This window comes from Enterococcus sp. DIV1411a, assembly GCF_050531945.1.
GTDB classification, from domain to species: domain Bacteria; phylum Bacillota; class Bacilli; order Lactobacillales; family Enterococcaceae; genus Enterococcus_B; species Enterococcus_B faecium.
Map to the genome: position 1 here is coordinate 197974 of NZ_CP172892.1, position 19827 is coordinate 217800.

Genomic DNA, 19827 nt, shown 5'->3' on the forward strand with positions numbered 1-19827 from the left:
ATATAGAAAGTAGGGAAATGAATGACGCAACCTGCCATTCGCTATCGTTTAATCAAGAAAGAAAAACATACTGGCGCGCGTTTAGGGGAATTGATCACGCCACACGGAACTTTCCCCACACCAATGTTCATGCCAGTAGGAACATTAGCTACAGTAAAAACAATGTCCCCAGAAGAGTTGAAAGAAATGGGTGCTGGCGTTATTTTAAGTAATACATATCATTTATGGCTACGCCCTGGTGAAGACTTAGTAGAAGAAGCTGGCGGACTGCATAAATTTATGAACTGGGATCAACCGATTTTAACAGATTCAGGCGGCTTTCAAGTTTTTTCATTAAGTGATATGCGGAATATCGAAGAAGAAGGCGTGCATTTCAAAAATCACTTGAACGGTTCGCGTATGTTTTTATCACCAGAAAAAGCAATCAACATCCAAAATAAATTGGGCTCTGATATCATGATGAGTTTTGACGAATGTCCACCATTCGATGAAAGTTACGACTACGTGAAAAAATCAGTAGAACGTACGTCTCGATGGGCAGAACGAGGATTGAAAGCTCATGCTAACCCAGACCGTCAAGGATTATTTGGAATCATCCAAGGAGCAGGATTTGAAGATCTTCGTCGTCAAAGCGCGAAAGATCTAGTCGGGATGGATTTCCCTGGTTACTCAATCGGCGGGTTATCTGTCGGGGAACCTAAATCAGAAATGAATCGTGTATTAGAATTCACTACACCGTTGATCCCCGAAAACAAACCACGTTACTTGATGGGTGTCGGTGCTGCTGATTCATTGATCGATGGTGTTATCCGTGGAGTAGACATGTTTGACTGTGTCTTGCCTACTCGAATCGCTCGAAATGGCACATGTATGACTTCTCAAGGCCGTCTAGTAGTGAAAAATGCGAAATATGCCCATGATTTCCGTCCAATTGATGAGAAATGTGATTGTTATACATGTAAAAACTATACACGTGCCTATATCCGCCATTTGATCAAATGTGATGAAACATTTGGGATTCGTTTGACTTCTTACCACAATTTATACTTCTTGTTGAATCTAATGAAACAAGTACGTCAAGCAATCATGGATGATAATTTGCTTGAATTTAGAGAAGCCTTTTTTGAAGAATACGGGTTTAATAAAGAAAACGCAAAAAGCTTCTAAAGGAAAATCTTTTAAAAATTAAGTAAAAAACTAGTGTTAGCAGCATTTTTCTGCTAAAGTGTTTTTTGTAGATACAGAATTAGTGAGGTGAAAAAAATGGGAACATTACCAATGCTTGTGATGTTTATCGCGCTATTAGCAATGTGGTTTTTTATGTCACGTTCGCAAAAAAAACAACAGCAAGAACGTCAAAACTTGTTGGATAGCATGAAACCAGGTGATTCAGTCGTAACTATCGGCGGATTACATGGAGTTGTTTCAGAAATCGACAATGACAAACGGACAGTTGTTTTAGACTGCGAAGGGATCTTCCTTGAGTACGATCGTGCAGCAATCAAAACGGTCAAACCAGGGACTGTCGTAACAAATGATGCAACGACTACTGTTGAAACAACAGAAGAACCAGCTGAGACAGTTGAAGTAAAAACTGAAACAACAGAAACGCTGGAAGAGACAGAAGAGAAGAAAGAAAAATAAGTATCAAAGCTTATTTAAAGACGAGGTAGGGCAGAAAGATGTCCTACCTCATTTTTTATTCAAAAAAGAAAGAGATAAGAGTATAGGATATATTGCTCAATATTGAATAATCGGGTGTGTCATATAAATAATAATAAATAACTTTATATATTTTTCTATACAAACACCTGTAAATAAAGCAATTTTATATTTAAAAATAACTGTGAAAAAAATCACAAAAAAGTGTTTACATAGAAAAACAAATATTGTATGATATACATGTGAATGATTTAACAAATAACCATGACCCATTAGGAGGATAATGATGGCTAAAGTAATGGAAAAAGAAAAAACGAAGACAATTGACGTACAAGCAATGATTGATGATTTGGCAGAAAAAGCAAATGCAGCATTGAAAGAAATGGAAAGCTTTGATCAAGAAAAAGTGGACCATATCGTGCATGAAATGGCAATGGCAGCTTTAGATCAACATATGCCATTAGCGAAGATGGCTGTAGAGGAAACAGGCCGCGGTGTTTACGAAGATAAAGCAATCAAAAATATGTATGCGTCCGAATATATTTGGCATAATATCAAACATGATAAAACAGTTGGTGTGATCAATGAAGATGTCCAAAAAGGATTGATTGAAATTGCTGAACCAGTCGGTGTGGTTTGCGGAGTAACTCCAACAACGAATCCGACTTCCACAACGATTTTCAAATCAATGATCGCGTTGAAAACAAGAAATCCGATCGTTTTTGCTTTCCATCCAAGTGCCCAAAAATCTTCTGCAGAAGCAGCACGAGTAGTACGTGATGCTGCTATCGCTGCCGGAGCTCCTGAAAATTGTATCCAATGGATCGAACATCCTTCGATCGAAGCGACTTCTATGCTAATGAACCATCCAGGTATCGCGATCGTCTTAGCGACAGGTGGAGCTGGAATGGTCAAGTCTGCTTACTCTACAGGAAAACCAGCTTTAGGTGTAGGTCCAGGTAACGTACCAGCTTATATTGAAAAAACAGCAAAAATTAAACGTGCAGTGAACGATTTGATCGTTTCGAAAACATTTGATAATGGAATGATTTGTGCTTCTGAACAAGCTGTGATCGTGGATAAAGAAATCTATGCAGCAGTAAAAGCAGAATTCCAAGCACACCAAGTTTATATCGTAAAACCAGATGAATTGCAAAAATTAGAAGATGCAGTGATGAACGAAGGAAAATATGCGGTCAATCCATCAATCGTTGGACATTCTGCGATGGAAATCGCAAAATTGGCAGGAATCAGTGTACCAAAAGGAACGAAAATGCTGATTGCTGAATTGGAAGGCGTAGGCCCAGATTATCCGCTATCAAGAGAAAAACTTTCTCCAGTTCTTGCCATGATCAAAGCTAACAACACGGACCATGCGTTTGATTTGTGTGAAGGTATGTTGAATCTTGGAGGATTAGGACATACAGCAGTTATCCATTCAGAAAACGAAGAGTTGCATGTCAAATTCGGTCTTCGAATGAAAGCTTGTCGTATTTTAGTGAATACACCATCTGCAGAAGGCGGCATCGGTGATATCTATAACGAAATGATTCCGTCATTGACTTTGGGATGCGGTTCTTATGGTAAGAACTCTGTTTCTCGTAACGTCTCTGCTGTAAACTTAATCAATGTCAAAACTGTAGCGAAACGGAGAAATAACATGCAATGGTTCAAATTACCGCCAAAAATCTTCTTTGAAAAGAACTCTCTATTGTACTTAGAGAAAATGGAAAACGTTGAACGTGTCATGATCGTTTGTGACCCTGGTATGGTCCAATTCGGTTACTGCGATACAGTTCGTGAAGTATTGGCACGACGTAAAAATGATGTGAAGATCGAAGTCTTCTCAGATGTTGAACCGAACCCATCGACAAATACCGTATACGCAGGAACGAAACTGATGGCAGACTTCAAGCCAGATACAGTAATCGCTCTTGGAGGTGGTTCTGCAATGGACGCAGCTAAGGGAATGTGGATGTTCTATGAACACCCAGACACATCTTTCTTTGGTGCAAAACAAAAATTCTTGGATATCCGTAAACGGACATATAAGATCGACAAACCAGAAAAAACACAATTCATATGTATCCCGACAACATCAGGGACTGGTTCTGAAGTAACGCCATTTGCGGTCATCACTGACAGTGAAACACATGTGAAATATCCGTTAGCAGATTATGCATTGACGCCAGATGTCGCAATCGTCGATCCTCAATTCGTCATGTCAGTTCCAGCATCTGTCACAGCAGATACCGGGATGGATGTGTTAACACATGCAATCGAATCCTATGTTTCAGTCATGGCTTCAGATTATACACGTGGATTGAGCCTACAAGCAATCAAGTTAGTCTTTGACTATTTAGAAAAATCAGTAAAAACACCTGATATGGAATCACGTGAAAAAATGCACAACGCTTCTACAATGGCTGGTATGGCGTTTGCTAACGCATTCCTAGGTATTTGTCACTCAGTCGCACATAAAATCGGCGGGGAATACGGGATCCCTCATGGACGGACAAATGCGATTCTTTTACCGCATATTATCCGCTATAATGCAAAAGATCCACAAAAACATGCGATGTTCCCTAAATATGACTATTTTCGTGCAGATACAGATTACGCAGATATTGCAAAATTCTTAGGTCTGAAAGGCGAAACAACAGAGGAATTAGTCGAAGCTTTAGCAACGGCTGTTTATGAATTAGGAAAATCTGTCGGCATCAACATGAGTCTAAAAGCTCAAGGAGTCACACAAGAAACACTAGATACAACCGTAGACCGTATGGCTGAATTAGCTTACGAAGACCAATGTACGACAGCTAATCCGAAAGAACCATTGATCTCTGAATTGAAACAGATCATCATTGATGCTTACAACGGATAAGCAAAAGAAAGCGTAGAAAAAAGATAAGAAAATAGATGAAAAAGAACTTGGAAAACGTTGTTTCTCCAAGTTCTTTTTTTAATTTCCAAGTAACTGAAAGTTACTTTTGTTATTTAACATTTAGGTCAATTTTAGACAGTTTTTGTTCAAAAAGCGATATTTATAGTGGACGGTATTACTGATATATTAAGGATATAAAATGAAAGCGTTTAAAAAGGTGGCGTAAAGATGATTATTAAAGAAGAGATTTTTGTACCTAAAGAATTAGTGAAAGAAAAAATTGACCTGCTCGTTGAAAACCTGACAACGATCAAAGACGATAATGGTGAATTTTTGTTGGGCTTTGATGGACTGAAAGTAGATGACAAGAGCTGGACAGTGTGGAATTGGCCACAAGGTGTCGGTCTATATGGTATTTATAAAAATTACCAGATGACAAAAAATCCTCGCGCTTATCAAGTGGTCAATGAATGGTTTGAGGATCGTATGGAAGAAGGCGCTCCGCCCAAAAACGTCAATACAATGGCACCGCTATTGACTATGGCTTACTTGTATGAAGACACGAAAGATTCACGCTATTTGCCTTATTTAGAACAATGGGCAGAATGGGTCATGAATGACATGCCTCGGACAAATGAAGACGGGTTACAGCATGCCACATATGGACCGGAAAATAAGAATCAGTTGTGGGACGATACATTGATGATGACAGTGCTTCCTTTGGCAAAAATCGGGAAACTGTTGAATCGCCCAGAATATTTAGAAGAAGCTCGTTACCAGTTTATGATCCATATCAAATACTTGATGGATAAACGAACAGGATTGTGGTATCACGGCTGGACGTTTGAAGGAAATCATAACTATGCCGAAGCATTTTGGGCTCGTGGAAACTGCTGGTTGACGATTGCTATTCCAGAGATCATTGAAATCTTAGAATTATCGAAAGAAGATGCATTGCGCAAATTATTGATCGAAACACTTGAAGCACAAGTGCGTGCATTAAAAACTTATCAGTCTGAAAGCGGTTTATGGCATACGTTGTTGGATGATCCTTCTTCTTACGTAGAATCTTCTGCAACTGCAGGATTTGCTTACGGTATTTTGAAAGCGGTCCATAAACGTTATTTACCACAAGAATATAAAGAAGTCGCTTATCGTGCTATCCAAGGATTGCTTGAACAAATCGATGAAAAAGGAGAAGTTCAAAACGTTTCAATCGGGACAGGAATGGGGGACAGTTTAGATTTTTATCGGAATATCGGAATCACAGCAATGCCTTATGGACAGTCGTTAACGGTGCTTTGTTTGACAGAATTGCTCGTCTCTTATTGTTAAAAGAAAGGAAACCCATATGAAAAAAACATCACTGCTGTTTGCAGCAAGTTCGCTTAGCCTAGGTCTGCTAGGTCTAAGCGGCTGCGGAAATAATTCTAGTGTGGCAACTGTCGCAGATGCAGACGTAAATGAGATAGTTACCTTGCGCTTTGCTTATGCAAGCAACAGCCAGCCAGTAATTGATGCAATGAATGAATTTGGGCGTTTAGTAAAAGAAAAAACAGATGGTTCCGTACAGATCCAGTATTTCCCAGATGGACAACTGGGTGGAGAACGTGAACTGATCGAATTGACACAGTCAGGAGCAGTAGATTTCACAAAAGTAAGTGCCTCAGCGTTGGAAAGTTTCTCTAAAGATTATTCGATTTTTTCCGTTCCTTATCTATTCAATGATGAAGAACATTTCTTTAAGGTGATGGATAATGAAGAAATAATGGAGCCAATCTACCAATCGACCAAAAATTTAGGATTTACCGGATTGACCTATTATGATTCTGGTCAGCGCAGCTTTTATATGGTAGACGGTCCGATCCATACGCCGGAAGATTTGAAGGGAAAGAAGATCCGTGTGATGCAAAGCGAAACCGCTATCAAAATGGTAGAGCTTTTAGGCGGTTCGCCCGTACCTATGGGAAGTGATGAAGTGTACACGTCTCTTCAATCCAATTTGATCAACGGATCAGAAAACAATGAATTTGTCTTGTATACAGCTGGACATGGCGGGGTAGCTAAATACTATTCCTATGATGAGCATACACGTGTGCCAGATATCATCATCATGAATGATGCCATCAAAGAACAGCTAACTGATGAACAGGAAAAAGCCATTGAAGAAGCAGCGAAAGAATCAACGGTTTTTGAAATTGAAGCTTTTGCAAAAGCAATTGAAGAAGAAAAAGCTTTAGCACAAGAAGAACATGGAGTCCAATTCAATGATGTAGATAATACACCGTTTCGAGAGGCAGTTGCCCCACTTCATGATATATTCAAAAACGATCCTACCTACAAAGACCTTTATCAAAAGATCCAAGAGCAAGGAGCGTAGCTGTGATGAAAATGATTTTAAACAAGGTATTAGAGATCCTGGGAGCTGTTTTGCTTGTTGGGATGGTCGCTGTTGTTTTATGGCAAGTATTTTCCAGAACGGTTTTAGGAAATCCAAATACGGTCACGGAAGAGCTTGTTCGATTCGGTCTTGTCTGGTTTGCCATGTTGTCTTCCGCGTATGTTGTGGGACAAAAAGCACATTTAGCCGTAACGGTTTTAAGTGAAAAATTAACTGGCAAAAAAAGTAAAATTTTAGAAGTTGTTGTTCAAAGTTTATTTCTGGTATTTGCTGCGATGATCATGGTGTATGGCGGATGGAATGCTGTCACATTGACAATGGGGCAGATCTCGCCTTCTTTAAGTATTCCTATGGGATATGTTTATCTGTCAGTACCTGTATCGGGGGTACTCATCATTATCTATAGCCTGATCAATCTAATCGATACATTAAGCAACAAGCCAGCAATTCAAGAAAAAATATAAAAATGGAGGAATAAAATGGCAATAGAAGCCGGATTAGTGTTATTTTTTGTATTTGTTGTGTTGCTTGTATTAGGGATGCCGATTGCTATAAGTATTGCATTCTCATCGATGATGACTTTATTGTTAGTTATACCGTTTGATGTTTCTGCTTTTAGTTCAGCTCAAAAAATGGTGGGAAGTATCAATAGTTTTTCGCTGATCGCTATTCCGTTTTTCGTTCTCTCGGGCATTATCATGAATAATGGAGGGATAGCTAAGAAACTAGTGGATTTTGCGATGTTGTTCGTCGGGCGCGTGCCGGGGGCTTTGGCTCATACGAATGTGTTAGGGAATGCTTTATTTGGTTCCATCTCTAGCTCGGCCATTGCCGCTTCTACCGCGATTGGTGGAGTGTTGATCCCTCAGCAAGTGGAAGAAGGATATGACCGGAAGTTTGCGACAGCGGTCAATATCGCGTCAGCTCCGACAGGTATGGTCATTCCTCCAAGTACTGCTTTTATCATGTATTCACTTGTTGCTGGTGGTGCTTCGATCTCTGCTTTGTTTATGGGAGGTTATCTCGTAGGCGCTTTGTGGGCGCTAGGAATCATGCTAGTAGCATTCATCGTTGCTAAAAAGAATAAATACCCTGTTGTCGAAAAAGGACAGATGGCTCATGCTGGAAAAATAATAAAAGAGGCGATTCCTAGCCTTCTATTGATTGTCATCATTATCGGTGGTATCTTGACGGGGATATTTACAGCAGTAGAAGCTTCAGCGATAGCTGTCATTTACAAATGGGTTATACGATTTTAGAACCAGGAAGTGCTTGGAATACGATGCCTTGTCATACACATGAACGTCGTATGGAAGCTTATGTCTATTTTGATTATGCCAATGAAGATACACGTGTGTTCCATATGATGGGCAAACCAGATGAAACAAAACATTTAGTCGTAGACAATGAACAAGCCATTATTTCGCCAAGCTGGTCGATCCATTCAGGTGTAGGTACAAGCAATTACTCATTCATCTGGGCAATGTGCGGAGAAAATATCACCTATACAGACATGGATATGGTGCAAATGGATCAATTAAAATAAGCATAAGGGAGAGAAAATGATGGAATTTAGTATGGATATGTTTCGTTTAGATGGAAAAGTAGCATTAGTCACCGGTGCTGTCTATGGTATTGGATTTGAGATTGCACGCTCTTTAGCTACAGCAGGAGCAAAAATCGTATTTAATAACTTGAATCAAGAATCAGTTGATGAAGGTATAGCGCATTATAAAGAAGCAGGCATCGATGCAAAAGGTTATGTCTGCGATGTGACCGATGAAGAAGCGGTTCAAGCGATGGTTCAACAGATCAAAGAAGATGTAGGTTCAGTTGATATTCTAGTCAACAATGCAGGGATCATCAAACGGACACCGATGATCGAAATGGATGCGGCAGACTTCCGCCAAGTAATCGACGTGGATTTAAATGCCCCATTCATCGTTTCAAAAGCAGTTATTCCGGATATGATCGAAAAAGGCGGCGGTAAAATCATCAATATCTGCTCCATGATGAGTGAATTAGGACGCGAAACGGTCAGTGCTTATGCTGCGGCAAAAGGCGGATTAAAAATGCTGACGAAAAACATCGCTTCTGAATACGGTCAATACAATATCCAATGTAATGGAATTGGACCAGGTTATATTGCTACACCGCAAACTGCTCCATTACGCGAAACACAAGAAAACGGTGAACGTCATCCATTCGATCAATTTATCGTTGGACGTACGCCAGCAGCACGCTGGGGCGAGCCAATCGATTTGGCTGGACCATCTGTCTTCTTGGCTTCTAGCGCATCTGATTTCGTTAACGGCCATGTCTTGTATGTGGACGGAGGCATACTTGCCTATATCGGAAAACAACCTTAAAAGAGCTTTAGTACACCGTTTAGTGGAGAGGTTGTGAAATCAGCGGCTTGAACGAATACCGAAGGACAGCTGATTAAACATCATTTATTCGAAAAAAGAGGCTGGGACAGAAGCGTTTAACTCCAAGAAATAAGAAGGAATTCACGAAAATTGCTTTTCAAATTTTTGTGAATTTCAGCTTATTTCCGAAGGAGTTGCTTTTGCTTCCGCCGTTTATACGTGTTTAGAGCGTGGGACAAAAGTGTTCTTTACTTTTGTCCCACGCTCTTTTCTGTGCGTCTTCCATACTTCACTAAGTCGATCCCTCTTGCTTCGCACCAATCCTTCACTGGTCCGGAAAAGATCAGTGATTGTTGGTGTAGGGCCGCGGTATTCGTTGCGCCGACCATAGTATAAAGCAGACGAAGCTCTTCTTGCCATTGCTTCATCAGTATAATAGTTTCTTCTACGCCGTGATTCATCAGATGCGTCAGTACGGTTCCTGAAGTACCCACTGCATTTGCGCCGAGACAAAGGGCTTTAAATATGTCATAGGCATTGCGGATACCTCCGGAGGCTAGGATTTCCATAGAAGTGTCTGCTTCATTTGCTTCAAGCAATGAAGAGACTGTCGATTGCCCCCAGTCAGCTAAATAACTCAGTTCCCGCTTGGAGCGACGGGCGTTTTCGATCTGGGTGAAGCTTGTTCCGCTTCGACCGCTGATATCAACTGTATGAACTCCTAAAGCAGCTAGATCATTGAGCGTTTCTCTTGTCATGCCAAAACCGACTTCTTTTACGATGAGGGGGACGTCAATGGCTGTTTGAGTCTCTTGAATAAGTACTTTCCAATTGGTAAAATCACGGTCTCCCTCAGGCATAACCAACTCTTGAGGTGCATTCAAATGAATCTGTAAGGCATCTGCGTGAAACAATCGGATAGCTTCTTGGGCTCTTTCGACAGAAGTCCCTGCACCGATGTTGGCAATGATTTTCCCGTGAGGATATTCTTGTCGCATAATCGTATAAGTATCGGCTAAAGAAGGGTCTTTCAAGGCAGCGCTGACTGAACCAGTGGCAATCATCAAATCTGCTTCTCTTGCGACGATTGCAAGATCTTGGTTGATTTTTTTTGTTTTTTCGCTTCCGCCAGTCATCGCATTGATATAAAATGGGCTGCTTAGTGTAAACCCAACTGCCTGTGTACTTAGATCGACATCAGAAACTGCTATTTGCGGCAAAGGGTTATGGATGATCCGTACGAAGTCAAATTCGTTTTTTTGTTTATCATGAAAGGCTTTAGCTAGTGAAACATGTTCGTCTTTTCGATTCATCGGTTTTCCTTTCTTTGATCGCTATAGACATGTAACGGCAGTGGAGTGATTTCTGCTTTTTCCCATGCACTCATTAAAGGAAGGATGCCAGATTTCTGGTCAACAATTACGATTCCGCAATCGCCACCACCTGCACCAGAAGATTTTGCGGCTCCTTCATACTGTTCAGCTAAATTACACAATTTGTTCAAAGCAGGCGTTTCGATGACGACCCCAGTGATTGCAGATAAATCATGCAGTAATTGTCGGTTTTTTCGAATCATCTGTTGGATCAACGTTACATTATTTTCTTTAAACCCTTTGATCATTTCGTTGACACATTCTGTACTGTTTTTTAAGAAAAGCTGATAAGCCACCATTTTGTCTTCTCTCGAACGGTGAACTTGATCGACCAAATCAGAAGTAGAGGCAGGGCTACCCGTCCAACCAATCAATAAACGTAAATCTTCAGGAGCAATCAATGGCTCAATGGATAGACCTGGCCAATCCAGGGCAAGTAACTCACTGATAGAATGCTGAGTTTCTTGTTCTTGGAGCCAAGGATGGTCGAAGGTTGAGAAAGCGATCCAGCCACCATAACAGCTAGCAGCGATGTCGCCGCAGGAACCATTATCTTGAACTGCTAAATTGGCTAGTGCTGCAATCTTGAAAATCTCCAACTGAGATAAATTCAACGCGTAAAAAACATTCAAGGCTTTGACCGTTGCAACGGTCACGGCACCGCTAGAACCCAATCCATATTTCCGGCCATTTGAACTGTCTAACTCACTTGTTACTTTCAGATCATAAAAGGATAAAAGAATGTTTTTTTCTTGTGCATACTTTTCAGTCAAACGAATAGCAGCAAGGATATAATGAAAAGGATTTTCCCGAATATCTAAAACTAATTCTCCGTTGCGTCTTGTCCAACGTACAGGCATCCCACTATATTGTGCAGATTGGATACTTCCGACTTTTCGTGCGGATTCTACAGTGACTGTTACGAATTGATCGACTGCAGCGATAACTGCTGGATGGCCTGTTTCAACAACTGCATATTCTCCGGCAATATAGAGTTTGCCTGGTGCAGATACTTCAATCATAAAAATCTCCCTTTATTCAATAATCGCAATTCCTGGACCAGCATGGGCAGTAATTACTTGTTCTTTGCTAAATAATTTGGTAAATGTTTCTTGTACCTCAGATAAATGGCTGTTTTCCACTAAAACTTTGACATTAGGGCCAGCATCCATCGTAAAGTAGCATGGAATGCCTTTTTTTCTCAATTGCCGCACCGCATCCATCGCTTTTAAGCTGTCAGGAGACCAGTAAGTGAATGGAGGCTGGGCAGCTAAAGTCGTTCCATGCATTTTTAGTCCGTTTCTTTCCATCGTTTCTCCGAGAAGTTGGAAATCTTTTGTTTTGATTGCTTGTTTCAATTGATATAGATCCCCTTCAACGGAATCTAACCAGCCTTGATAAAAACTGGATGTTTCGACTGTCCGACGCATCCCATTTCTGCTGGACACTTCTTTTTTCTGGTCGTTGATCAAAACGAAAACCATTGCTAAATCGTCTTCGAAAGAATCGGAAGGGACTGGCTTAGCGTAAGAACTTAAGTCGTCATGGCCTTTTTCCCATTCGACGAAACCACCGAAAATACTTCGGCAAGCTGAACCAGACCCGCGTCGAGCAAATCTTGAAAGAGAGAGATCATCTAATCCAAGCTTAAGAGCAGTATTGCAAGCTCCTGCTAAAGCAGCTAGCCCGCTGGCAGAGGAGGCTAATCCAGCTGCGGTAGGAACGAAATTCTGACTGATTACTGAAGCTTTTAGTGAGAGGCCGGCTTCTTTACGAAAAAGGTCAAGAAACTGACTGACTTTTTTTGTTGCTTTTTCGTCTTGCAAGGTGCCATCTAGATAAAATTCATCTACCATATAGCTATCAGAAAAGATGACTTCTGTCTCTGTATAAAATGCATCCAATGTTAACGAAAGGCTGTTGTTCATTGGAAGGATGAGTTCTTCATTTTTCTTACCCCAATATTTGATTAGAGCAATGTTGGTATATGCGCGTGCTTTGCCTTTAAACATAGGTATGTACTCCTAATCCTTGTATCCAAGTTTCAGCAGCACCCGCATCTTCAAGTGCTTGACTGATTTCTTGGGCTTTTGTTTTTGTTTGTGCTAATGCAATCATACAGCCACCGCGTCCACCGCCAGTTAATTTGGCACCCAATGCCCCGGTATCTTTTGCTGTTTGGATCAATAGATTAAGAAAATCATTGCTGATTGTCAGCTTTTCCAGAAGTGATTGTGATTCATCCATTGTCTGTGCCAACGTTTCTGGTGAATTTTCAATGATTGCTTGTTTTGCTTGCTTCGTCAAGTATCCTAATTTTTGGATCATTTGTCCAGTTTCATGAGGCTGGGTTTCAAAGAGGTGAGCGACATCTTTGACGGCTTCTCTTGTTTGTCCTTTGATTCCTGTATCAGCGACAATCAAAAAAGCATCGATGTTCAAAGAAAAGTAGTCAAAAGGATGCCCTTTTGTAAAATAAATCGGCTGCAAGCTGCTAGTAGCGGCTGCATCGATTCCACTAGGATTACCGTGGGCGATTTTTTCCGAAAGCTGGACATTTTCTAATAGTATTTCACGAGACAAAGGAAATGCTAAGTAATCATAAAAAGCACGAGTGACTGCTGTGGCGACTGCAGCGCTTGATCCCATTCCACGTTCAGCAGGAATCGTGCTTTCAATGGTCAGTTGCAAGTTTTTTTGGATGTCATGCTGTTTTTTTAAGTGAATGAATAATTTTTTGATATTTTTTAATGCATGAGGAGCTTCGGCTAAATTTCCTGAATAGTAGGAAGAAACCAGTTGATCGTCCATTGCATCCAGCTCTTCAAGGAATGCGGTGACTTTTGTTGCATAGAAAGGAAAGGCAATCGCTGGTTCTCCATAAACAACCGCGTGCTCGCCCATCAATATGATCTTTCCGCTTGATTCTCCTTGGCCATAGTTTGCCATAATCTAACTCCTTCTCACGTAAAAGTGATTTTTAAGCAAAAAATAAAGCGCCCAAAACGAGTTGCGCTGCTTCACGAATTTTTTTGTCCACTAAGGGTCTCAAAAAACATTCCTCCTTTATTTTACTAAAACCATCTCAGAAGTAAAACTAAGAATACGTTTTCTAAAGAAAAAACACTTTTTTCTTAAGAATTTTTTGACTTTTTTTCTTCTTTGACTAGAAAAAAATACAATTGACACTACTAGATATTGGGGGTATATTTAAAAAGGTTGGAGTTAAACACAATATTTAGTGATGAAGTGAGCTGGAGGTAAATGAGCGTGATCGTTTTAGCAGGTACAATTGGTGCCGGAAAATCAAGTTTAACAGAAATGATGGCTGAACACTTTGATAGTCAGGCATTTTATGAATCGATTGATGATAATGAAGTCTTGCCCTTATTTTATGCAAACCCTGAACAGTATGCTTTTTTGCTGCAAATTTATTTTTTGAATAAACGTTTTGCAAGCATCAAACAAGCAATGAAAGATGACAATAATGTATTGGACCGTTCGATTTATGAAGATTCACTGCTTTTCCATCTAAATGCAGATCTAGGAAGAGCAACAGAAACAGAAGTTCGTGTGTATGATGAACTGCTGGAAAACATGATGGAAGAACTGCCCTATGCTGCCCATAAAAAACACCCGGATTTATTAGTTCATATTCGTGTATCTTTTGATACGATGTTGGAGCGTATCGAAAAACGTGGACGTTCGTATGAACAATTGTCCTTTGATCCAAGTCTATACGATTATTACAAAGAATTGAACAGACGTTACGATCAATGGTATGAAGAATACAAAGAAAGTCCAAAAATCCAAATCGATGGAGACCGCTATAATTTTGTGGAAGATCCTCAAGCAAAAGAAGAAGTCTTGAAAATGATCGAAGAAAAATTAGCAGAGATTCGCCAAACCAAAGTAGCCATTTGATTTACAGTTGCTCAAATAAAGGGTAAACCTTTATTTGAGCGACTTTTTTCTTTATACTGGAAACAAATGTCAGGAGGATAGAGTATGCGGGAAAAACACTATTTTAATCAAGACCGTAATTTTTGGATCAATGTACAGCAAAACGATGTGCTAGCTGTTAAAAACTTAAAAGAAGAATATGGCATTAGTGACGAGATGCTGACTTATTCTCTAGATAAAAATGAACGGGCGCGCGTAGAGTACGATTCTTTTGATGAAGCGTTACTGCTTGTATCAAATGTTCCGCACCAGCAAAAAGTCGATAATCATTATGAAACTAGTCCTATCGCTTTTATTTTAAAAGAAGACGGTTTGTTTACATTTACCACGCCGAATACCGAGTACGTGATTCGACTAATTAGATCGCTTTTGGAACGAATGCCAGACATGAGTGTATACAGTTTATTGTTTCGTACATTGTTTTTGATTTCTGATTCCTTTTTTCCTTTAATCGAGGAAGTGAATAGTGAACGTCAGCGGCTTAATCTGAAATTAAGAGAAAAAACAACGAACAAGAATCTGCTGCAACTTTCAGATTTAGAGATCGGTTTGGTTTACTTAGTTACAGGAACAAAACAAAATGTAGTACTTTTAGAACAAATCAAGGCATTGGCTATTTATCGCAAGTTGTCAGAAAAGCAAAAAGAAGAGTTGGACGATGCACTGATCGAAGCACGACAAGCAGTTGAAATGACGAACTTAGCTTCGCAGATTTTAGACCAGCTCTCTGGCACTTATAATAATTTGCTGAATAACAACTTGAATGACACGATGAAATTTTTGACGGTCTGGTCGCTGATCTTGACCGTTCCAACTATTGTGACAGGATTCTTCGGAATGAATCTCCAGTTACCCTTTACCCATTCCGTTTTCGGATGGGGAATCGCCTTGATCATCAGTTTGGTCTTATCTATTTGGATGCTTATTGCACTGTGGCGGCGGATTCGTTGATCTAGTCTTTGATCTGCAAACCAAGGGCTTGGGCGATCACAAGTGCTTGCTCTTGGTTGACGATTAGTCCCGCCAAAGAATCTTGAGATAAAGCGATTGCTGTGAAGAAATTAGTCGTAAAGTCTAATCCCTTCAGAGAAGTTCGAAACCAGTTCGAACCGGTTAACTGATTGTCAGACAAAAAAAGGTTTTTCCAAGTGACCTCATAAAATTCGCTGTCTTCTAATTGACAATGATCGAAGGAGACAGCTTTCAAGTTTGTACTACTAAAGGAAGCCATCGAAGCAATACAATCAGTGAAAGTACAGTCTCGAAGATAACTTTCGGCAAAATTCGTACCTGTTAATTTACATTGATGAAACACGACTTGGTGGAAACTGCCACCAATCCACTCCAGATTGGAAAAATCACATTTTTCAAAAATGACATTACTGCATTCAAAATGACGTAAAACTGTTTTTTGCATCGTAAGTTTTTGGATATGACTCTCTCTTAATACCATATTTTTGGCATCGAGATAGCTTTGGTCACCCCCGTTGATCAGAAGACCAGAGAAGATCTCCTCATCTTCTAAATAAAACTCTCCCTTTGTAAGAAGAGGAAGAGAAGGTGGAATAGGTTCGATTTTTTTCATGTGGGTTCACCTCGTTTTTCTTTAGTATAGCAAAGAAACGGGAATCACTGCTAGAAAGTCTGCTAATCTAATCATTTTCAGAAAAGGAAGACAAACTGTATGAAAAACATTGACAAAAAGATTAGTTTTTGCTATACTATGATGGTTGAGAAATAAAAGCAGAAGCACCCGCTTCTCGCCTTAGTTGATAATGTCACTGGGCTAGATAGTTTTCACTGGTTCTATTAGGTGAAGTACGCGCGGGTTCTGTAAGAGAACTCGTTTTTTTATTGCCGTTTATTCGGTAAGCTTTTCTTTCTCTCATAATATTTGGAGGTGAATGACCATAGCAAAGGATATGATGGTTAACGACGGCATTCGTGCACGAGAGTTACGATTGATCGGTTCAGATGGTGAGCAATTAGGAGTTAAGTCAAAAGCAGAAGCATTGAATATTGCAGAACAAGCAAACTTGGATCTTGTGTTAGTTGCCCCTGGTGCGAAACCACCAGTTGCGCGAATCATGGACTACGGTAAATACCGTTTCGAACAACAAAAGAAAGACCGCGAAGCGCGTAAAAAACAAAAAGTGATCAATGTAAAAGAAGTTCGCTTAAGTCCTACGATCGACTTGAATGACTTCAATACAAAACTTCGTAATGCACGTAAGTTCTTGGAAAAGGGCGATAAAGTGAAAGCTTCTATCCGTTTCAAAGGCCGTGCCATTACCCATAAAGAAATTGGTCAAAAAGTCTTGAATCGCTTAGCTGAAGAAACTGCGGATATTGCAACAGTGGAACAAAAAGCGAAAATGGACGGACGCAGCATGTTCTTGACGCTGGCACCGAAAAACGACAGTAAGTAATTTGAATGACTAACTGGCTGTTGGACAGCCGATAGTCGGATAACGAAAGATTTTGAGGAGGAAATATAGTCATGCCAAAACAAAAAACACACCGCGGATCAGCAAAACGTTTCAAACGTACTGGTAAAGGCGGATTGAAACGCTTCCGCGCGTTTACAAGTCACCGTTTCCACGGCAAAACAAAAAAACAACGCCGTCAATTGCGTAAAGCAAGCATGGTTTCTAGTGGCGACTTCAAACGTATTCGCCAACAACTAGCAAAAATGAAATAAGAAGTACAAATAACAGAATTTGAAGATTTATTTTTATTAGGAGGAATTATACATGGCACGTGTTAAAGGTGGAACAGTAACTCGTAAACGTCGTAAAAGAGTGCTAAAATTAGCAAAAGGTTACTACGGTTCAAAACACACTTTATTTAAAACAGCAAAAGAACAAGTAATGAATTCATACAACTACGCATATCGCGATCGTCGTCAAAAGAAACGCGACTTCCGTAAATTGTGGATTGCTCGTATCAACGCAGCAGCTCGTATGAATGGCTTGAGCTACTCAAAATTAATGCACGGTTTGAAAGTTGCTGAAATCGACATCAACCGCAAAATGTTAGCTGACTTGGCTGTAAACGATGCAGCAGCATTTACTGCATTGGCTGACCAAGCAAAAGACGCTTTGGCTAAATAAGCTAAACAATTATAAAGAGGAAAGAAGATAACGAAAAGTTATGTTCTTTCCTCTTTTTTAGTGTTGTAATATACATAATTAAACAAAACAGTAAGAGAAATTTAGTAATCATTATTTCATCCTGCAGATTATTGGATTCATCGCGCATTAAAATAGAATAGATGCTATAATTTTTAAGAGAAAAGGATATTATTTAGCTAACTTTTCTTAAACAAAATATAACGAAAGAGGGAAAAAAGTGAATTGGTTAAAAGAAAATATAGACAAGAATAAAAGAATAGCCATGTTGTTATGTACTTATTTAATAATGGTTGTATTAAATTTTTTAACACCTTTAATTGCTGATGATATTGAATACATGTATAAAACTACGGATTTTTCAACTATACTACAAGACGAATATCATCAGTATATGACGTGGACTGGAAGATCCGTGGTGCATATCATCGCTCGTGTGTTTTTATTGATGCCTAAAATGGTTTTCAATTTAGTCAATCCATTAATTTATGTGTTGTTAACCATTTTGATTTACAAGATAACGACAAAAGATAAAACAGAGTTTCATGCTTTTAAATATTTGATGATAAATGTCGTTATATGGCTATTCATTCCCACATTTGGACAGACGATTTTGTGGGAAACAGGCGCTGCAAATTATTTATGGGGGGGAATAATTATAACTAGCGTTCTGTTTATTTACCATCGTTATTGTTATGCCGATAGATTACTCCCTTTTAAATCAGTAGGAAACCTTATAATTATGGCAATTTTAGGTGTCGCCGCAGGTTGGTGTAATGAGAACACATCTGGAGGTGCTGTTTTAATTATTTTAGGTTATATCTATATAACTTACCGTAAGAAAAAGCCATTACAATTATGGATGTTCTCAGGCTTGGTTGGTACTATTTTTGGGTTGTTTATGATGGCATCAGCTCCAGGAAATGCGATTAGAGCAACTTACTTTGAACGTAGTACATGGTCTTTACCTCATAAATTGTTTTCAGGAATTGTAGATATTACCCAAACTCTACAAGAAAATGGATTACAGTTATTTATTTTATGTGCAATATTACTGTCATTGGGAATAATTTTTGATCACAGAAAAGAGTGGTTACGTCTATCTTATATTTATATAATAGCAGGATTGGCAACTATTTATGTATTAGCAATATCACCTGCAGGTCTTGGATGGGGGCGTTCTTTTTTTGGCGGAGTATTATATATTCTTATTGCAATGATGATAGAATGGCCCGATAAAATTGAAAAAATTGCGCCAAAGATTGTTTACAGTGTAATCAGCTCTATTTTGCTAGTCCAATTTCTATTTTCGTTTGCCTTAGGATCCATTGATATTGCACGTTCATATCGTAATATTGAAGAACAATACGATTACTTGAAAGCTCAAAAGCAACAAGGTAATTTGAATCCTGTTGTAAGTGAATTCCATTCGTATAATAATACGAGTTATCCTGCCTATTCCAGCGCACTTTCGCATATAAAAGGGGATGTTGATGCGCAAGTAAACAGAGCTAACGCAAAGTATTTTGATTTACAAAGTGTCCGTTCTATAACTGAAGAGGACTGGAAAAATATCTATAAAAACGGCGATTCTAAACTGATGAATATATGGAATGCTCAGGATTATCTAAAAAAACTAGCGGACTCTGAAAATCCACTCATTGTTGCTGGATTTGGTGATGTCACACAGATAAATGAAACGTTGATAAATGACATGATAAAATTTTTCCCTAGCTTAGATCCAGAGATTTTTAAACAACACTGGAACTTTTCAGGAATGATTCTAGATAAAAAAGAAGCAATTTTATCACAAAAACAAAATTACAATATTTTCAGTAAAGATGTGGCTAGAAAAGAAATTACTGTTCGAACTAGCTATACGGCTTACGAAGATCAGCAGTTTGGATATATTAACATTGACGGGATAGCAATTTCACGGAATAAACCTGGAATCAATATAGTTGTTCTATCTAATGATGGAAAGATCTTGGATTCTGTAAACATTGGCATAGTTAATGAAGAAGTAACTTTATTAAGATAAGGT

Annotated in this window: 18 protein-coding genes, 2 pseudogenes and 1 other annotated feature; of the genes and pseudogenes, 15 read left to right on the forward strand and 5 right to left on the reverse strand. The window is 39.3% G+C overall.

Annotation, left to right across the window (positions count from 1 at the left end):
• Positions 1–21: 21 nt before the first annotated feature.
• The 9 genes and pseudogenes from tgt (at position 22) to IGJ87_RS01025 (ending at position 9316) form a co-directional block, all read left to right on the forward strand.
• A complete protein-coding gene (gene tgt, locus IGJ87_RS00985; protein ID WP_002294183.1) occupies positions 22–1167 on the forward strand; it encodes a tRNA guanosine(34) transglycosylase Tgt in 1146 nt (381 codons plus the stop codon).
• Between the two features lie 96 nt (positions 1168–1263).
• Positions 1264–1644, forward strand: coding sequence for a preprotein translocase subunit YajC (gene yajC / locus IGJ87_RS00990; protein WP_002300794.1), 381 nt, complete (start codon positions 1264–1266; stop codon positions 1642–1644).
• A 304-nt stretch (positions 1645–1948) separates the two neighbouring features.
• A complete protein-coding gene (gene adhE, locus IGJ87_RS00995; RefSeq protein WP_104770854.1) occupies positions 1949–4546 on the forward strand; it encodes a bifunctional acetaldehyde-CoA/alcohol dehydrogenase in 2598 nt (865 codons plus the stop codon).
• 228 nt (positions 4547–4774) lie between these two features.
• On the forward strand, positions 4775–5881 hold the full coding sequence (locus IGJ87_RS01000; protein ID WP_002319473.1) for a glycoside hydrolase family 88/105 protein: 1107 nt from the start codon (positions 4775–4777) through the stop codon (positions 5879–5881).
• Between the two features lie 16 nt (positions 5882–5897).
• Positions 5898–6926 (forward strand): TRAP transporter substrate-binding protein, encoded by a 1029-nt coding sequence (locus IGJ87_RS01005; protein WP_002294179.1) that lies wholly within the window; start codon positions 5898–5900, stop codon positions 6924–6926.
• A gap of 5 nt (positions 6927–6931) precedes the next feature.
• Positions 6932–7411, forward strand: a complete 480-nt coding sequence (locus IGJ87_RS01010; RefSeq protein WP_002288258.1) for a TRAP transporter small permease — start codon at positions 6932–6934, stop codon at positions 7409–7411.
• A 15-nt stretch (positions 7412–7426) separates the two neighbouring features.
• Positions 7427–8197, forward strand: a pseudogene (locus IGJ87_RS01015) (TRAP transporter large permease subunit); the annotation flags it as partial.
• Positions 8173–8493 (forward strand): annotated as a pseudogene (locus IGJ87_RS01020) (5-deoxy-glucuronate isomerase); the annotation flags it as partial. The pseudogenes IGJ87_RS01015 and IGJ87_RS01020, both read left to right, overlap by 25 nt.
• Positions 8494–8512: 19 nt before the next feature.
• Complete coding sequence (locus IGJ87_RS01025) at positions 8513–9316, forward strand: gluconate 5-dehydrogenase (RefSeq protein WP_002294167.1); 804 nt, start codon at positions 8513–8515, stop codon at positions 9314–9316.
• Between the two features lie 248 nt (positions 9317–9564).
• Here IGJ87_RS01025 and fni read toward each other — a convergent pair whose 3' ends face one another.
• Genes fni through mvk form a run of 4 tightly spaced genes read right to left on the reverse strand, consistent with a single transcriptional unit; the run spans position 9565 to position 13638 of the window.
• Positions 9565–10629 (reverse strand): type 2 isopentenyl-diphosphate Delta-isomerase, encoded by a 1065-nt coding sequence (fni, locus tag IGJ87_RS01030; protein WP_002300048.1) that lies wholly within the window; start codon positions 10627–10629, stop codon positions 9565–9567.
• Positions 10626–11711, reverse strand: a complete 1086-nt coding sequence (locus IGJ87_RS01035) for a phosphomevalonate kinase (RefSeq protein ID WP_002288233.1) — start codon at positions 11709–11711, stop codon at positions 10626–10628. Before IGJ87_RS01035 ends, fni begins: the two co-directional genes overlap by 4 nt.
• Before the next feature lie 12 nt (positions 11712–11723).
• Positions 11724–12701 (reverse strand): diphosphomevalonate decarboxylase, encoded by a 978-nt coding sequence (mvaD, locus tag IGJ87_RS01040; RefSeq protein ID WP_002300050.1) that lies wholly within the window; start codon positions 12699–12701, stop codon positions 11724–11726.
• Positions 12694–13638 carry a mevalonate kinase gene (mvk, locus tag IGJ87_RS01045; protein ID WP_002288231.1) on the reverse strand — a complete coding sequence of 315 codons (945 nt, stop codon included), beginning with the start codon at positions 13636–13638 and terminating at the stop codon, positions 12694–12696. The genes mvaD and mvk overlap by 8 nt, the downstream gene beginning before the upstream one ends.
• Before the next feature lie 315 nt (positions 13639–13953).
• Here mvk and IGJ87_RS01050 point away from each other — a divergent pair, with 315 nt between their 5' ends.
• Together IGJ87_RS01050 and IGJ87_RS01055 are read left to right on the forward strand one after the other, a co-directional pair.
• Positions 13954–14613: a deoxynucleoside kinase gene (locus tag IGJ87_RS01050; protein WP_002294164.1), complete on the forward strand. Its 660-nt coding sequence runs from the start codon at positions 13954–13956 to the stop codon at positions 14611–14613.
• Positions 14614–14697: 84 nt separating this feature from the next.
• Positions 14698–15603 carry a magnesium transporter CorA family protein gene (locus IGJ87_RS01055; RefSeq protein WP_002319478.1) on the forward strand — a complete coding sequence of 302 codons (906 nt, stop codon included), beginning with the start codon at positions 14698–14700 and terminating at the stop codon, positions 15601–15603.
• A 1-nt stretch (position 15604) separates the two neighbouring features.
• On the opposite strand, the gene IGJ87_RS01060 is transcribed toward IGJ87_RS01055, so the two are convergent.
• Positions 15605–16237: a pentapeptide repeat-containing protein gene (locus IGJ87_RS01060; protein ID WP_002294161.1), complete on the reverse strand. Its 633-nt coding sequence runs from the start codon at positions 16235–16237 to the stop codon at positions 15605–15607.
• Between the two features lie 150 nt (positions 16238–16387).
• Positions 16388–16513, forward strand: a sequence feature (ribosomal protein L20 leader region).
• A 43-nt stretch (positions 16514–16556) separates the two neighbouring features.
• Between IGJ87_RS01060 and infC the strand changes: the two genes are divergently transcribed.
• The 4 genes from infC to IGJ87_RS01080 all read left to right on the forward strand — a co-directional run bounded on the left by infC (position 16557) and on the right by IGJ87_RS01080 (position 19824).
• A complete protein-coding gene (gene infC, locus IGJ87_RS01065; RefSeq protein ID WP_002319479.1) occupies positions 16557–17081 on the forward strand; it encodes a translation initiation factor IF-3 in 525 nt (174 codons plus the stop codon).
• 71 nt (positions 17082–17152) lie between these two features.
• Positions 17153–17353 carry a 50S ribosomal protein L35 gene (rpmI, locus tag IGJ87_RS01070; protein WP_002289309.1) on the forward strand — a complete coding sequence of 67 codons (201 nt, stop codon included), beginning with the start codon at positions 17153–17155 and terminating at the stop codon, positions 17351–17353.
• A 52-nt stretch (positions 17354–17405) separates the two neighbouring features.
• On the forward strand, positions 17406–17765 hold the full coding sequence (rplT, locus tag IGJ87_RS01075; RefSeq protein WP_002293355.1) for a 50S ribosomal protein L20: 360 nt from the start codon (positions 17406–17408) through the stop codon (positions 17763–17765).
• 238 nt (positions 17766–18003) lie between these two features.
• The gene (locus tag IGJ87_RS01080) at positions 18004–19824 is read left to right on the forward strand and encodes a DUF3329 domain-containing protein (RefSeq protein ID WP_002319480.1); all 1821 of its coding nucleotides are present in this window, start codon (positions 18004–18006) and stop codon (positions 19822–19824) included.
• The last annotated feature ends 3 nt before the right edge of the window (positions 19825–19827 follow it).